This window comes from Candidatus Poriferisodalis sp. (assembly GCF_965205175.1).
Taxonomy (GTDB): Bacteria; Actinomycetota; Acidimicrobiia; order Acidimicrobiales; family Poriferisodalaceae; genus Poriferisodalis.
This window is the reverse complement of the sequence record NZ_OZ242038.1, coordinates 1,319,497-1,335,367: the sequence shown is the minus strand read 5'-3', so window position 1 is coordinate 1,335,367 and position 15,871 is coordinate 1,319,497. Positions and strand designations below refer to the sequence as shown.

Sequence of the window (15,871 nt, the reverse complement as noted above, 5' to 3'; positions counted from 1 at the left end):
AGACCCTGGCCGATGCCGTGCGGACCATGCCGACGATGCCGCTCAGAGGTCTGCAATCGCTCGGCCGACCAGCGCGAACAATGGTGCTTTCGTGGCCTCCAGCGCCTCTGAGACCGCGTCGTGCGAAACTTCGCCGTCGAACATTCCGGCAGCCATGTTCGCTACCACGGCAATGCCGGCGTACGCAAGAGCCGCTTCGCGGGCCAGCGCGACTTCGGGACAGCCGGTCATCCCGACGACGCTGCCGCCCAGCTGCGCGTACATGCGAATCTCTGCGGGCGTCTCGAATCGCGGCCCGTCCGTGCAGACGTAGGTGGCTTGCGGTGCAATGTCGATGCCCTCGGCCCGCGCAGCGGCGGCCAGCACCGCCCGCACCGACGTGTCGTAGGGATTGGTCATGTCGGTGTGTACCACTTGGCCCGGCTGATCGAAGAATGTCCCTGCGCGGCCGCTCGTGAAGTCCAAGAAATCGTCGAGCAGCAGGAACGACCCGGTCCCCCGCTCGGGCACCATCGAGCCCACCACGCTGACCGCCACGATTGCGCTTGCGCCCAGCTCCCGGAAGGCGGCGATGTTGGCGCGATAGTTGATGGCCGACGGCGGAATCGAGTGGTCGCCGCCGTGCCTGGGCACGAACACGATCCGTCGCCCGTGCCAACGGCCGGTCATGGCGTGGGCTTGGCCCCAGTCCGTGCCCACGGCGAGGCGCTCAGCATCGACGAGGCCGGGAAGCTCGTAGAAGCCCGTCCCCGCGATGATCCCGACCGGTGGCCGCTCGGCTGCCGAAGCCGACTGGGCTGCCGAGGCCGACTGCACCGACTCGGCTGCCGAAGCCGATCGGCTGTGCTCGCTGGTATCGCTCATGTTCCCGACTCCTTGGCCAGTCGCTGTGCCCGACGCTGCACTTCGTAGCGAGCCCGTGACTCGTCGACGCTCAGGCACACCCTGCCGGCGACGACTCGCTCGCCCCCGACCCAGACGTCGCTGACGTGACGGCTGCCCCCGCACCACGCCAGATGCGCAATGAGCTCGGCAGGCGCGGTCACCGGCACGAACGCCACGTCGTCGATGTCCAGGCGGATCATGTCCGCCCAGCGTCCAGGCGCCAGCACGCCCGTGTGCAGGCCCAAGGCCTCAGCACCCTTGCGGGTCGCCATGGAGATCACCTGCTGCGCGCCCAGCAGCGTCGGGTCGAGCGAGGCGACCCTGGCCAGCAGCGCAGCAACCTTGACCTCCTCCCACAGGTCCAAGCTGTCGTTGGAGGCGGGTCCGTCGGTAGCGAGCGACACGGTGATGCCCCGCTCGATCATCTCCGGCACCCTTGCCACCCCCGAGCCGAGCTTCATGTTGCTGATCGGACAGTGGGCCACGGCAACGCCGGCTGCCGCGCAGAGGTCCATGTCGTCGTCGTCGAGCCAGACGCCGTGCGCTGCGAGCACGCGCCCCTCGAACACGCCGGCATCGGCCAGCAGGCGGGGCACGCTGGCGCCGCTGTGGGCCGCGGACAGCGCATCGCCCTCGGTCCGGGTCTCCGCGAGGTGAATGTGCAACAGCGCATCCCGCTCGCGTGCGGCCGCGGCGATCTCCGCGCACGCGTCGATGCCTAGGTCGTAAGCGGAGTGCGGCGCGAACCCGACGGTCGTGAGGCCTGACGGGTCGTGCTCGGCGTCGTACACCGCAGCAACGTCGTCCACACGACGCGAGACGCTGCCCGATGCGTCGGCATCCAGCGTCGCGATGACGCCCGGGCACATGACCAGCCGAATGCCCGCAGCCCGCGCGGCATCCATCACCGCGTGCTCGAACGCGTACATCTCGCAGCTGGTCGTGATTCCCGAGCGCAGCATCTCGACGGTGCCCAGCGTCATCCCCCACCACGCGTCGTCGGAGCGCAAGAGGCCCTCGCGGGGCCACATCACCTCGGTGAGCCAGTCCATCAGCGGCAGGCCGTCGCCCGCGCCGCGCACCAGCGTCATCGGCGTATGGGCATGCGTGTTGACCAGGCCGGGCATCAGCAAGCCGCCGAGGTCGACCACCGGCGCGTCGGTGGACGGTGCGTCGGCGGCCGGGCCGACCCAGGCGATGCGCCCGTGGGTGCTCACGTCCACCGCGCCGCGTTGGATCACGGAGAAGTCGTCGTCGCAGGTCAGCACGACCTCGGCGAGGTAGCGAATGTCGGTCGCGGCGGCAGATGCAAGTTCGGCAGCGTCACGCACCGCTCCATCTTCGCATCAGCAGGGCCTGCGACGACGCGGCGCGTGACACAATCTGCCCCCGTGACCCTGTTCTTGCAGCGGGTCTTCGACTCGATTGCCAACGGCTCGGCCTACGCAGCGTTGGCGCTGGCGATCTCGGTGGTGTTCGCATCCACCGGGGTGCTGAACCTCGCGCAAGGACAGCTGGCGATGCTGTCTGCGTACATCGCGGTGGTGTTCGCTGCCGGCGCGGACCCCGGCGTGGCCTTCTCGGGCTGGCTGACGCCGTTCGCGACGCCGTGGCCGATCTGGGCGGCAGTCGCCGGAGCGGTCGTGGTGTCGGCTGCGGCGGGCGCTTTGGCTGAGTACGCAGTCATCCGGCCCATGCGAGGTGATCCAGTACCGACCGTCGGAGCGACGCTGGGCCTGTACCTGCTCGTCGGCGTGTTCGTGGTCAAGCACTTCGGCGGCCGCATGCGGGTGTTGGGCTCGCCGTTCCCGCAGGACCGCACCGACCACTTCGACATCGGCGGTGCTCGGCTGTGGTTCGACACCGTCGGGCTGACGCTCACGCTGCTGGCAGCCATCGGCCTGCTCGCGTTGGTGCAGCGTTCGACCAAGATCGGCGTGGCGTTCCGGGCGGTCACCTCTCAGCGCGACAGCGCTGCACTGGTGGGGATCAGGGTCGAGCGGGTGGTGATGGGCGGCTGGGCCGCCGCGGCCGCCTTGGGCGGCTTGGCCGGCGGCCTCATCGCCGGCGAGCTGCATGTGCGGCCCGACATGATGGAACGCTTGCTGGTCTTCGGCCTCGCGGCCGCCACCCTCGGCGGTTTGCGCAGCCCAGCATTGGCTGTCGCCGGCGGCTACCTGTTCGCGCTCAGCGAGACGATGATGGCGGGCTACGTCGGCTTCATCGACTACCAGGTCACGCTGGTGTGGGCGCTCGGCGTGCTGATCGCGGTGCTGTCGGTGCGACCGGCGGGCCTCGTGCGGCGCAAGGCAGCCAGTGCCGGTCTCGGGCCGTGACCGACGCCGAACCCATGTCGCGGTCCGGGCCCGAGCCAAGCGTGTTCCGACCGGTGCTGCCAGATCCCGGCGCCCTGCTGCCGCCCGATCGCAGTGAGCAGCAGCCCGACGAGCAGCAGTCCGACGAGCAGCAGCCCGAACCCAGCGAACAGCAGCCTGCCGCGCCGCGGCGAGGTTCGAATGCTGCGTGGAGTTCGTGGACGTCGCGAACCTCTTGGACCTCGTTGGCGACGATGGCCTCCGTCGTCGTGACCGCGACATTGGCTGTCGTCGTGCCGTTGCGAGCCACGTCGACGTTCGTTACCCAGTTCACGCGACTGGCAGCGTTCTGCCTCGTCTTCGCGGGGCTCTGGCTGCTGACGCATCGCATGGGACTGCTCTCGGTCGGCCACGGAGCACTGACAGGCGTAGGGGCCTACGCAGCGCTGCACGCCGTCAACGACTACAGCGTGCCGCTGCTGGCGATGCCGCTGGCCGGGATTGCGGCGGGCTGCGCTGTGGGTCTGCTGCTCGGCATTCCGGCGCTGCGGCTGCCCAAGGCGTTCCTGGCACTGCTGACGTTGTCTGCAGCGGTCGCATTCCCGATCGTGCTGCGTCAGCTGGACGGCCCGCTGCCGGTGCTGCTCGACGGGGAGTTCATCGCGCCGGCTTGGACCGGCATCGCAGCCAACGACGAGCACATCTGGGAGTTCTGGGTCGTGGCGGCCTGGGTCGCCGTGGCATTCTGGCTGCTGCGTGGCGTGCTGGGCGGCCCGATCGGACGGGCGCTGGTGGCCACCCGCGACGAGCCGACCGCAGCGGCAGCGTTCGGAGTGCCGGTGTACCGGCTGCGCTTGGCCGGGGTGAGCCTCAGCGGCGGTCTGGCCGGCCTTGCGGGGGCGCTCATGCTGGTGCCGGTGAACTTCAACGACCAGTCGCTGTATCCCGAGGAGCTGTCGATCAAGCTGTTCGCACTCACCGTCGCCTTCGGCAGCACCGCCATCGGCGGCGGTCGGCTCATCATGACGCTGCCGGCGGCGACCGTGCTAGTGCTGCTGCCCGTCTGGCTCGCCGATCGGCCTGGCTGGGTCACCCAGGGCGGCTGGATCGGTCTCGTGAAGTCCGAGTTCTTCTTGTATGCAGTGCTGTTGCTGGCCGCTGCCTACGCGCGCAGCCGTCGGGTGCAGGCAGCCCGGAGCTTCAGCGCATGACTGCTGCGCAACGGTGGGACGCACGGTGGGAGGCGCAGTATGCGGATCGGCACGAGCCAGGGCCGCCCAGCGAGTTCGTCACCGGCTGGGCCGAACTGCTGGCGGGCTGCCCTACTGCGCTGGACCTTGCAGGCGGCGCCGGCGGCACAGCGCTCTGGCTGGCGGCACAAGGCATCGAGACCACCCTCGTCGACGTCTCCCAGCGGGCCTTGGACATCGCTCGCAACGCCGCAAGCGAACGCGGCCTGCAACTGCGCACCGTGCAAGCCGATCTGGAGGCCGAGCCGCCGCCGACGGCTGCTGAACTCGGCAGCGCCACCCGATGGCACGCAGTTGTGTGCAGCAATTTCCTGCATCGGCCGCTGCTCGGCGCGCTGTCCGGACTGCTCGTGCCCGACGGCCTCGCACTGGTGCAGATCGCCACAGTGGACAACCTGCTGTACAACGCTCGCCCTGGGCGTGCTTACCTGGTGGAGCGCGGCGAGCTGCCCGAACTGTGCGTCGGACTGCGCACTGTCAGCTTCGAGGAACGCTGGTTCGGCCACCGCCACGAAGCACGGCTGGTCGCTCGCCGGACCGCATGACGCTTCAGCAGGTGAGTCGCCAGCAGGTGAGTCTTCGGCAGGTCAGCCCCCAGCAGCCTGTCAGCCCTCGCCGGCGGTTCAGCTGAGCAGCCAGTCAGCCGGTGTTGCGGGTGTGCCGGCGTACAGGCGGCTCTGGAACCGTCGCATGCCCGACAGCCACCGGTCGATGTCGGAGGCTTTGCGCTCGCGGTAGGTCTGCACCTGCGGATGTGGCAGCACCAAGAAGCGCTCGGCCGCCATCGCCTCGATGACGGTGTCTGCCAGCTGTTCTGGCTGCAGAACGCCGTCGGCCGCGGCCACGCCGGTGGTGCCGCGCTCTTGGCCGGGGTCGCCGGTGCGGTCTGGGCTGTTGGCCAGGATGTTGGTCTCTACCGCCTGCGGGCACAGCATCGACACCACGATGCCTTGGTCGCCGTAGGTGATCGACAAGAATTCGCCCAGCGCGACGGCTGCGGCTTTGGTGACCGTGTACTGCAACGAGCCGATCTGCGTCAGCAAGGCCGCCGCCGAGGCAGTGTTCAGCAGGTAGCCGCCGCCGCGCTCGACCATGACGGGCACTGCCGCGCGGGCCGCATACACGTGCGAGAGCACATGTACCTCCCACATGCGCTGGATCTCCTCGTTGGACACCTCCAGCCCGCCTTCGGTCACGTAGCCGGCGTTGGACACGAACACGTCGAGCGCGCCATGGGCCGCCACCGTGTCGGCCACGACCTGCTTGACGGCCTGCTCGTCGGTGACGTCGAGTCCGACCGCGGCGCCGCCGACCCGATCCGCCACCGCCTGCGCTCCGGCTTCGTCGCGGTCGACGACCACCAGCGCTTTGGCGCCTTCGGCCGCAAAACGCTCGACGAGCGCCTCGCCGATCCCGCTCGCTCCGCCGGTGACAACGGCCACTTTCCCTGCAAGTTCCATGGCCGCGCAGCGTAGTAGCGCACACGTGAGACATCCCGAGACACATGGAGTCTTGACGCAGGCGTGCCGCAGCGCCGCTCGCCGCGCGGTTTCAGGTTGGCGCAGTCATGCTCACGCAGCCGACAGACTCGCTCAGACAGACTCACACGACGGCAGGAGGGTCCATGACAGCACCGCTGGACGATGTGAAGGTGATCGAGGTGGACAGCTGGATGGCCACACCGTCAGCAGGGGCGATCCTGGCCGATCTCGGCGCGGACGTCGTCAAGGTGGAACCGCTCGACGGCGACCCCGCCCGCGGCTTCAGCCGCCCGGCCAAGCTGCCGCCCGAGATCAAGGACTACGACTTCCAGTTCGACGTGGACAACCGAGGCAAGCGCTCGATTGCCGTGGACTTGGCGTCGCCGCAAGGCCAGGCCGTGGTTCACCGGCTGGTGGCGGACGCAGACGTGTTCATGTGCAACCTGCTCGTCCACCGCCAGCAACGCTTCGGGCTGGACCCGGCCACGGTGACGGCGGCCAACCCGCGCATCGTGCATGCCACGCTGACCGGCTACGGCACCACCGGGCCGCAGGCGTGGCGCCCCGGCTACGACGTGACGGCGTTCTTCGGCCGCTCGGGCATCTACGACGCGATGCGGGAAGGACCCGACGGCGCAGTGCCGATGGCACGTCCGGCCCAGGGCGACCACACCACCGGCCTGGCGCTGGTGGGCGCCGTGCTCGCTGCACTTCGCCTGGCCGAGCGAACCGGCAGCGCACAGGTGGTCGAGACGTCGCTGTATGAGACGGCGGTGTGGACACAGGCGGCCGACTACGCCATCACCGCGATGGATCGGGCGCCGCTGCGCCAGCGGGCGCGGGAGAACATGATCATTCCGACGGCGAATCGCTACCGCTGCGGGGACGGCAAGTGGGTGGTGCTCAACATGCCCCAGGAGAGCGCGTGGCCGCTGCTGTGCCGTGTCATCGAGCGGCTCGACTGGCTCGAAGACGAGCGCTTTGCGGACATCCGCGGCAGGTTCGCCAACATGCCCGAGATCGTCGCCGGCATCGACGAGGCTCTGGCCCATCGCACCCGCGACGAGTGGGGCGAGATCTTTGACGCCGAGGGCATCATCTGGGGGCCAGTGCTGGGCCTGCACGAGGTGGTCGAGGATTCGCAGGCCGAGGCGCTGGGGATGTTCCCCGCGCTCGACAGCCCCGACATCGGCGCCTATCGCAGCGTCGGCATTCCGATGAGGTTCGCGACCGCCGATGTCGGGCCGCGAGGCCCGTCGCCGAAGCTGGGCCAGCACAGCCGTGACGTGCTGGCTGCCGCCGGCATGTCCGAAGCCGAGATCGACGCTCTCTTCGCCGCTGGCACCATCGGCTGACGCTTGAGGCCCCTTGCGGGTCGACGCCCAGCTACTGGTCGCTGTCGACGCGGAGGCCCATGCTGCAGACGATCGCGGGCTCCGGGTCGGCGCCGTGCGGGATGGCGGGAACACACAGCCGCTCGCTGTCGTGCAGGTCCACGAGGAGCGCTGCGAGATCCTCGTCGTTGCGCTCCCGCAAGGCACGGGCGAGCAGCTGGGTGGCTGACTCGGTCAGCGGGCGCGCATTGAGCGTGTCCAGCGCAGACTCCACGCCGGCTTGAGTCGCCCAGATCGTGCCCGCGAAGCTGTTCGCCCCGCCGTTGTGGAAGCGTTTCCACACCTTGCCGCGCACGCCTTGCAGTGCGCCGCTGGCGTGGCCGGTCGGCGTGCGCAGCGTGCTCGCTACCGCATGGGCAACCAGCTCGTGGTGGCCGTCGAGCCGGGGCGCCGACGGCGTGTGGGGCGCCGCCTCGGCCAGTCGCAGTGCTTCCTGAGGGGTGATGCGCCGCCCGGTCCCGTCTGCATCCACGAACGCGAACGCGTCGGCGCCGGTGTGCGTCTGCGTGTGGACGACAACTCCGGACCCGGCGTCTTGCGGTCTGCCGCCGATGTTGGGCAGCGCGTCTTGCGGCCCGTCGCCACCGCCGGTGCCGTCGGCTGCAGTCCGCCGCTTGGTCGCGTAGACCACGTTCGGCAGCGCCGCGACCCGCGCTGCGGTGACGTCGTCGGCTTCGAGCGCGTGACGCCAGATCTCGTACGCCATCGAGACCGGGTCCACATCGTCTGGGCCGTCCTCGTCGCCGCTGCCGGCGTGCGACGATTCGTCGAACACGCCGGCAATCGCCTGAAGCTCAGAGGGGTCTCCGAAGAACGCCTCGTCCGAGCCGAGGAGTTGCGCGTTCTCGCCCAGACGGCGCAGCACGCGGCTGCGCAGCTCGATCTCGGCCTCCACCGACGCGTCCGGCATCAGCGACACCACATGCACCTGCTCGGATCGCTGGCCGATGCGGTCCACACGACCGGCGCGCTGCACCAGCTTCACGATCGCCCACGGCAGGTCGTAGTTCACCACCACGTGAGCGTCTTGGAGGTTCTGCCCCTCTGACAACACGTCTGTCGATACCAGCACACGCAGTTCGTCGGCAATCGCGTCCTTCTCGCCGTGCATCTCATTCGACATCGGCGAAAATCGCTGTGCTACCGCCATGGGGCTCTCGGTATCGCCCGTGACGAGGCCGACATCGCTGATGCCCCTGTGCTCCAGCTCGTTGGCCACATACCGGGCAGTGTCGGCAGCTTCGGTGAAGACGAGCACCTTGGCGGCGGGATGCTGTTTGGTCAACACGTCCATCAGCGCGGCGATCTTGCCGTCACGTTCGGCCTGCCAGTCTCCGAAGCGATCCAGCAAGCCACCGATGGCGTCAGCGTCCGCACGCAGGTCGTCGGCGAGGTCGGCGCCGAACATGTGCGACGGCGCCCAGCGAATCGTGCCCGGGCGCTTGATGCTCAGCCGCTCGTAGGCGTCTGCGGCCGAGTCGGAGGCCGCCTCGAAGAGCACCGCTCCGTCGCCTCCGTCAGCCTCGTCGGCGTCCTCGGGGTCTTGATCCGTTTCGGCCGCCCAGAGCGAGTTGTCCACCGAACCGATGGGCACCTCCAAGCCGTTCTCCAGCGCGTGGAGCGTCAGCAGATTGCGCAGCCGGTGACGTCGCAGCGTCGCCACGAAAGCCGGACCCGACGACGAGAGCCGCTTGAACATCGTGATCCGCGTGAAGCCCGACAGGTTGCCCCGGTACGAGTTCTGCAAGTCCTCCACGAGCTTGCGTTCGGCATCGTCGGCCGGCGCGAAGGTCTCATCGATGTAGTAGCCGAGCTGGTAGCGCGGCAGCCGCAGGTCGCGGATGGTGTCGAGCGTGTCGTCCGATGTCATCTCATACGAAGGATCGTCTTCAGTGAGCATCCAGTCCACCGGTGCGGGTTTCCGCTCGGGGAAGTAGAACGGCTCACCCGAGCCGAATGTCAGGTAGCGGCGGCCGTGCTCGTCGGTACGTGCGTAGTGGTCTTCCACGAAGCGGCGCGTACGGCGCACCATGTACTGCGACATGAGCCCCTGCCAGTCCTCCAAACACTCTGACTGCTTGAAGGCGGCGAGCGAGGAGGTCTTGCCGTCGCACTGGTAGGTGAAGTCAACCTCGCCGACGTCTTCGATAGCACGCTCGGGTCGCACGCCTAAGTCGGCGTCAGGTCGAAGGAACAGGGCCAGCTGAGCGGCGAGATCGCCGAGCTGCTTGTTGTAGGGCGTGGCGCTCAGCAGCAACACTCGAGAATCGTTGTCGCTAATGTAGTCTTTGACGGCTCGGTAGTCACGGCGCTTGTCGCTTCTCAGGTTGTGTGCTTCGTCCACGATCACCAACCGATGTCTTCGTATCTCGGGCAAGACCTTGTGTACCATCGACAGCGACTCGACCTTGCCACGCACCTCGTAACGGTGCAGATACGACTCCCACATATCGGTCAGGTTCTTGGGGCAGATGACCAACGTCTCGAAGCCCTGCTCTTCTTGCAGGAGCCGTGCAACGGCCGTTGCAGCGATGGTCTTGCCGAGGCCCACCACGTCGGCAATCATGGCACCGCCTTTCTGCATCACGATCCGCGCCGCGATCTTGACCGCTGCTGCCTGGAATTCCAGCAGTTGGTTGCGCATCGATGCCGGCAGGCCGTACTCGACCAACCCTTCGCGTGCTTCTCGTGAGAGGTGGTACGCCATCTTCAGGTAGACCAAGTACGGATCGAGCGGCTGCTCTGAGACCCACGATTCCTTCAGCACTTCGATGAGTTCTGGCACCGCGTCGACGCTGAAGGGATCATTCCAGCGATCCTCAAACCATCTTGCGAGCTTCTGCGTGGCGTCGCCTTCGACGACGTCCACATTCAGCTCACCCTGTTCGCGCAAGCCCGCCGTCGTCAGGTTCGACGAGCCGACGTAGGCAACACGCGGAGCCGCGGTGTCCTCGCGGTGGCAGAGATACAGCTTGGCGTGCAGCCGATGGGCCAAGTGCAGCTTCACGTGAACGGTGCCGGACTCGATCTGGTGCAGCAGCTTGCGCAAGGCCCGTTCGTCCTCGGCCGTCGGGGCGCCCACCTGCAGCTGCAGCCGGTAGTCCTCATTCGCATCCTGCTCCATCCGCGCCGCGGTGGCGTTGTCCACGGGCGGTATCGGGCTGCGGCGAGCCAGACGACGCATCTCTTCCACGGGGGACTCGTGCATTCCCACGAGCAGTCGAGCCTTCGGTTGGCCGTCGCGTTCGGGCAACGCATCGACCGCTGCCGCCAACAGCCCCCAGCCGCGCAGGTTGAAGTAGCCGATGGCTGCGTCCAGCTGGTACGAGGACGCGAGCGAGTCAAGCAGCTCGTCCTCTGCGCGGACCTCGATGTTGTCGACAATTTTCGGCATTGCCCCTACTCCTTGCTGCCGAAGATGGAACGGTCCCGAACATTGCCGGCAACCTCGTACGCGTCCTCGACACCCCAGAGTTGGGCGAGAATCAGATCAGCCTCGTCGGTGATGTGCTGGCAAGCGCGCGTGTCGTAGCGGCCAACCCAAATCCTTCTGTAGAGCGTCCAACGAAGATGCTGCAGCAGCTCTTCATTGTATTGCGTTGCCATACCGAGTAGACTCTCGAGTTTAACGTCACACGGGGCACGGTCGCCCACTGTCGATCTACCGCAAATGCGTTTCACGTCACACGGGAACGCCAAGAGCGTGCCCCGTGTGACGTGAAACTCGTCCGAGAATATCCGCCACCAAAGATAGCCCCAACGACCAGCAAGCGCGAGCATTGCAACATCTCGTTCGTCCTGATGAGCAAAATGGCAGCTACCTGGACTTTGCGTGGCCGGTGCCGCGCCCATCGGAGGCGGGTCTATTGAGATCCCGAGCTGATACAGCGCAACCTTCTTGTAAACGAATGAAGGATCTGGACAACTTGTCGCCGAACTTGCAAGCGGCAGATTATATTCTAACATCTTGGCGAACGCACTGACGAGGACTGGTGAGTCCACAAAAGGCCACATTGCATTACTACCTAATCGGAGCAAGTGCTTATGTGGCCGCGTGTATTCTATACAATCGAAGAGTGAAGGCCGAAAATCTGAAGTCCAACGCCTGCATTGCGAGGAATAGAGCGCTCGACTCGAATCACCTGCGCCAACTACGATCGAATTGCGAACGGCCGCGGAACCGCTGAACAGTTCGCTAGGCGCTCGGGCGTATGACGACACCCAGACAGTCGACAACTGTGATGTCAGGTGTTCTCGTAGCCCGAGAAATCGCTTGCTGAAACATAATGAGTGCATGACGATCATCGAGATTCGTCCGCTCCGGCGAAGCAGTTTGGAGGCGCGTTCAACACACGGCGCATACAGATCAGGACAACTCTCCGTGGAGTAGCCGGTCAGTTCCCGTGCATAGCGCGGCACTCTGGACTTGCTCATGTAGGGCGGGTTCCCGATGATCACATCGAAGCCGCCACGCTGCCAGATGTTAGGAAAGCTCGTGAACCAATGAAAGGGCTTATGCTGTAGCTTCCAGTCCTCGAAGCTGAGCGCTGGCGTAGCGGCCCGGAGTGCGTACAGCAGCTCATCGGCACGTTGTTGTGCCGCATCAAGTTCTGCCCTCAGACGTTGCTTGTGGCTAGTGTGATCGAGCGTGCCGGTGTCTTGTGATTGGGCCTGTGCAAACTGCCGCCAAGCAATCGTAGCACGGTTCGTCAGTGTCGCAAGCTCCTCGAATATGCCGCCGAAGTCAAGCTGTCCCGAGTTCAGACGAGTCTCCGCGTCGGCCTTGTCTGCGATGCCGATGAGCAGGTTGCCCACGCGGATGTTGAAGTCGAGATCGGGCAACGGTTCGAGGCTGGCTCGATCCTCAATCTTCGCCGCGAGCTTCAGGAAGAGCCGCAGCTTGGCGATCTCGACCGCCTCGTCCATGATGTCCAGCCCGTACAGATTGTTCAGGCACAGCGTCTTGAGGACCCAGTAGTTCCTGCTGTGATGCTGCTGGGCTTGCGCGAGGCAATGTGCCGATTCGCTCCCCTCGTGCTTCCGGTGCAGCTCCTCGGCACGTTCGAGGACCGCCAAGTACAGCGGCTCAAGCACTTCGAGCGCTGCGAACAAGAATGCACCCGAGCCCACGGTCGGGTCGCAGACCGTCAACGAGCGAAGCACCTCGAAGGCGGCATCGCATTCGTCGGGTGTCGAGAGCAGACTGAGGTAGTCTGCCAGCAGCCCCCGAAGGTCTAGGTTCTCGGTGACGGCATCATTGATGTCCCAGACGCGACCCGGGTCCGAGAGCAGCGCGCGTAGCTGCGCGCAGCGCCCGCGTCGGTGGACGACATCGCACCACCGCTCGCCGGGCAGCGCCAGCCCCTCTGGAGGCGTGTCTTCGCTGCGACCCCCCCCCCCCCCCCCGCGTCATTTCGTTATCCACACCGTGCAGGATGCTGTCGTGGATGTAGGCATCGCCAGACGTGGCCAGCAGGATCGACGGGTCGTCCAATCCCACCTCGGCGAATCGGTCGGCCAGCGCCGGCAATATCGTGACTGATGCCATGTAGCCGGTCACATCAGGTTTGGTGTAGTACGCACCGTTCTTCTTCTGGCCCGCTTCAGTGTAGTTGATGTACTGCTCGAAGATATACCCGAGAATGTCGGGGTTGATCTCGTTGTCTTTGCCGTCGTCGGCACCTGTCGGCCGCTCATCCAAATGCCAGCGCCAGCTGTCGAAGAAATCGAACAGCCGCTCGAACACGTCGTCACGGATGTCGATCTGGTGCATCTTCTCCAGACGATGACGCTCGAAGATGCTGCCGTTGACATACGGCACCTCTCCGATGAGATCCGCTGCTGTGCCACCGGCGTAGTCTGTGCCGGCACTGCCGAGACCGTCGCGAAACAGCGGCAGCAGAAATTCGCGGTAGTACGCGTAGAACTGGTCCGCGCCGAAGCGTGCCCGAACCTGCTTGAGCTTGGTTCGCAGATAGTGCTGATCCCCATCCAGGAACTGCTTCTGCTGGATGAAGTAGATGAACATGAGGCGGTTCAGCAGCACCGACACGTACCAGCGACGGTTGTCGTCGTCCGGTATGCCCTCGACGCTGTCGACGAAATCGCTGTGATGCTTCCGAAACTCGCCGTAGAACGATTTGGTGATCTTGTCCGCATTGAACGACCGTCGGATGCGCGCCAGCACGGACGTGGCGGTGAGCGTGCGTTCCTCGTCGAGTCGGAAGCTGGCTTGGCTCAGCCGCTGCAGCAGCGCTTGTGTCGGTGCCCCGGCGCGGTGCCGGTAGTCCACCAGCCGGTGCCCGACGCCGCTGGGCCGCTGCTCCGGCCAGAGCCACAGGTGCTCGTCAGGCGAGGCGAACACGACGAGCTGGTCACGGCTGAGCTTCTTGAGGCGCTGCACCACGCGGCGCTGTTCCTGACGCTCCGGCACCCCCGCCGGACACTGCGCCAACCACGCAGTCACGCCCCGCTTGTCGGCCACGGCCCTCGGGCGCAGCGCGCTGTCTTCCACCGGCACCGGCTCGTTCGACCCGGGATGATCCCAGCCCATGCGGCGAAACAGCTCCTCGAAGTGCTCCTGCCGCACGACTTCCCGCCGCAACAGCTCGGCCAGTTGCTGCTCCCTCATCGCTGCGCTCTCATTGACTGGCGCCTCCCTCGCTGCCCTGCCTCTGCCGCAGCGAACTTACGCGGCGCTGGCCGCTCGCTGCTCACTTCCGCCGACTGTGCCAAGCGGGTGTGACAGGCCCCGTGGCAGGGCTGCCGCAGCGTGTCGCCCGGCTTGGGCACAGATCGTTCGGCCAACGGCGAAGCTCAAATCTTCGTGTCACACCCCCTGCGTACCTTGGACACCATGGAACGCACCGACCCGGCGACCCCGACCCCGACGAACGCACTGCCAAGCAGCGACGGTCTCGGCGCGCTGAACGCAGCAGACGGTCACGGCGTGCCCGCGGGCCCCGCTGGGATCCGGCGAGCCCCAGATGCAGGCGAGGGTGGCTGCGGCGCGCTTGCGGGCGCGACGCGCGCAAGCCAACGTCGTGAAGTCCGTGACGCTGCGGACGCCGCGACGGTCGACAGCGTGCGCCTCGACAGCGTGCGCGCAGCAGGGACGACAGCGTGCGTGTAGCGGGGGACGCCGACGGTGTGCATGTCGCTCCGGCCGACGTCTCCTTGCTGGGTGACCACGAACTGCGGTCACGCTTGGTCGAGCTCGGGCGTGCCAAGTCTCGGCTCACGGCGATGGAGGCAGATGCTCTACGCGAGATCGCTCGCCGCAGCGGAACGGCCCAAGCGGAGCACGCTGCGGTGAACGACCTGTCGGTGCCCGGACGCGCCGCGCGAAGCAACGTGAAGGCCGCCGTGGCGCTGGGCGGACTGGACGAGACCCGCCGCGCGTTGGCATCGGGGTCCCTTCCAGCAGGGCACGCCGAGCTGATCGCACGGGCAGCGAGCGAGGCCGCTGTCGACGACGAGTTCCTGGCCGAACGCGCACAGCGCGAGGGATATGACGAGTTCCGTCGCACGCTCGCATCTCATGTCGCAGATCGTTCGGGCGACGACGGCGCTTCGCTGCTCGAACGCCAGCGGCGTCAGCGCTGCGCTCGGGTGTTCACCAGTCGTGTCAACGGCATGACCGTCGTCAACGGCCAGTTCGACCCGATCACCGGCGCCCGGATCCGAGCAGCCGTCGACGCCGCCCAACGGCAGATCTTTCGCGAAGAGAACCCTGGCTCTCGGTCTTCGACTACGCAGCGCACCGCGGATGCGATCGCCAAGCTGCTCACCGAACCAGATGCGCAACGGACCGTCGGCACTTCGCTAGTGCTCGTGGCCGACTTCGACGCAGTCAACCAACGACTCGCGAATTCGCGCCTCGCCGACGGCACCCCGGTACCAATCGGTGAGATCGCGAAAGTTGCGGTGGACGCGGGTGTGTTGCCCGCCGTCTTTGACTCCGCCACCGGAGACCTGCGAATGGGCCGACGCCAGCGGGCGGCGACGGCCTTGCAGCGGTGGGCGCTGGCGGTGCGCGACCGAGGCTGCATCGGCTGCGGCGCCCCACCGGAGCGCTGCCGCGCTCATCACATCGTCGAATGGCAGCACGGCGGCGCCACCGACCTCGACAACCTCGTGTCGGTATGCCACCACTGCCACCACCACAAGATTCACCGGGACGGCTTCACCGTCGAACGCGACCTCGCCACCGGTCGCTACAAGCTTCAGCCACCCGCATCCAAGACCTCCAGCGCCCCGCCCGCCGACTCACGCCACTACCAGCCCCAACAAACCGGCTCCGCAGGCACAGCACCTGCCAGACATACGGCGCCTGCCGGACGCGCAGATGCGCCCGCAGGCGACGCCGGGGTCGGCCGCAACACTGCCGAGCGAGCGCCGCCCCAATGAACGCCCCGGTGCCCGCCCGGATGGTCAAGCCAAGGCCGAGCCCCGGCCGAGCACGCATTCGTCCAAGCATTCGTCTCTGGGCTCGACTCGCGAGCCGACCTTCAGCAGACCACTACCGGCCACGGGCGTCCGGCCGC

The 15,871-nt window shown here is 66.8% G+C and carries 12 protein-coding genes; 6 read left to right on the top strand and 6 right to left on the bottom strand.

Going from position 1 to position 15,871, the window contains the following annotated elements:
- Positions 1–42 precede the first annotated feature (42 nt).
- Together ACOGI4_RS05865 and ACOGI4_RS05860 are read right to left on the bottom strand one after the other, a co-directional pair.
- Positions 43–864 carry an S-methyl-5'-thioinosine phosphorylase gene (locus tag ACOGI4_RS05865; protein ID WP_419842989.1) on the bottom strand — a complete coding sequence of 274 codons (822 nt, stop codon included), beginning with the start codon at positions 862–864 and terminating at the stop codon, positions 43–45.
- Entirely contained in the window at positions 861–2,216 is a 1,356-nt protein-coding gene (locus ACOGI4_RS05860) for an amidohydrolase family protein (RefSeq protein ID WP_419842988.1), read from the bottom strand. The genes ACOGI4_RS05865 and ACOGI4_RS05860 overlap by 4 nt, the downstream gene beginning before the upstream one ends.
- Positions 2,217–2,276: 60 nt before the next feature.
- Between ACOGI4_RS05860 and ACOGI4_RS05855 the strand changes: the two genes are divergently transcribed.
- From ACOGI4_RS05855 to ACOGI4_RS05845, 3 genes are read left to right on the top strand one after another with little or no spacing between them, the layout of a single operon-like run.
- Entirely contained in the window at positions 2,277–3,221 is a 945-nt protein-coding gene (locus ACOGI4_RS05855; RefSeq protein ID WP_419842987.1) for a branched-chain amino acid ABC transporter permease, read from the top strand.
- Positions 3,218–4,411 carry a branched-chain amino acid ABC transporter permease gene (locus ACOGI4_RS05850; RefSeq protein ID WP_419842986.1) on the top strand — a complete coding sequence of 398 codons (1,194 nt, stop codon included), beginning with the start codon at positions 3,218–3,220 and terminating at the stop codon, positions 4,409–4,411. The genes ACOGI4_RS05855 and ACOGI4_RS05850 overlap by 4 nt, the downstream gene beginning before the upstream one ends.
- The gene (locus ACOGI4_RS05845) at positions 4,408–4,995 is read left to right on the top strand and encodes a class I SAM-dependent methyltransferase (RefSeq protein WP_419842985.1); all 588 of its coding nucleotides are present in this window, start codon (positions 4,408–4,410) and stop codon (positions 4,993–4,995) included. Before ACOGI4_RS05850 ends, ACOGI4_RS05845 begins: the two co-directional genes overlap by 4 nt.
- A 78-nt stretch (positions 4,996–5,073) precedes the next feature.
- Here ACOGI4_RS05845 and ACOGI4_RS05840 read toward each other — a convergent pair whose 3' ends face one another.
- Complete coding sequence (locus ACOGI4_RS05840; protein ID WP_419842984.1) at positions 5,074–5,910, bottom strand: SDR family oxidoreductase; 837 nt, start codon at positions 5,908–5,910, stop codon at positions 5,074–5,076.
- A gap of 164 nt (positions 5,911–6,074) precedes the next feature.
- On the opposite strand from ACOGI4_RS05840, the gene ACOGI4_RS05835 reads away from it, so the two are divergent.
- On the top strand, positions 6,075–7,286 hold the full coding sequence (locus ACOGI4_RS05835; protein WP_419842983.1) for a CaiB/BaiF CoA transferase family protein: 1,212 nt from the start codon (positions 6,075–6,077) through the stop codon (positions 7,284–7,286).
- Between the two features lie 31 nt (positions 7,287–7,317).
- Here ACOGI4_RS05835 and ACOGI4_RS05830 read toward each other — a convergent pair whose 3' ends face one another.
- From ACOGI4_RS05830 to ACOGI4_RS05820, 3 genes are all read right to left on the bottom strand, one after another.
- A complete protein-coding gene (locus ACOGI4_RS05830; RefSeq protein WP_419842982.1) occupies positions 7,318–10,719 on the bottom strand; it encodes an SNF2-related protein in 3,402 nt (1,133 codons plus the stop codon).
- Positions 10,720–10,724: 5 nt separating this feature from the next.
- Positions 10,725–12,476, bottom strand: coding sequence for an Eco57I restriction-modification methylase domain-containing protein (locus tag ACOGI4_RS05825; RefSeq protein WP_419842981.1), 1,752 nt, complete (start codon positions 12,474–12,476; stop codon positions 10,725–10,727).
- Between the two features lie 103 nt (positions 12,477–12,579).
- Positions 12,580–13,956, bottom strand: a complete 1,377-nt coding sequence (locus tag ACOGI4_RS05820; RefSeq protein WP_419842980.1) for a hypothetical protein — start codon at positions 13,954–13,956, stop codon at positions 12,580–12,582.
- Between the two features lie 225 nt (positions 13,957–14,181).
- Here ACOGI4_RS05820 and ACOGI4_RS05815 point away from each other — a divergent pair, with 225 nt between their 5' ends.
- Both ACOGI4_RS05815 and ACOGI4_RS05810 read left to right on the top strand, forming a co-directional pair.
- Entirely contained in the window at positions 14,182–14,457 is a 276-nt protein-coding gene (locus ACOGI4_RS05815) for a hypothetical protein (protein ID WP_419842979.1), read from the top strand.
- Positions 14,448–15,734 (top strand): HNH endonuclease signature motif containing protein, encoded by a 1,287-nt coding sequence (locus tag ACOGI4_RS05810; RefSeq protein ID WP_419842978.1) that lies wholly within the window; start codon positions 14,448–14,450, stop codon positions 15,732–15,734. The genes ACOGI4_RS05815 and ACOGI4_RS05810 overlap by 10 nt, the downstream gene beginning before the upstream one ends.
- Positions 15,735–15,871 lie beyond the last annotated feature (137 nt).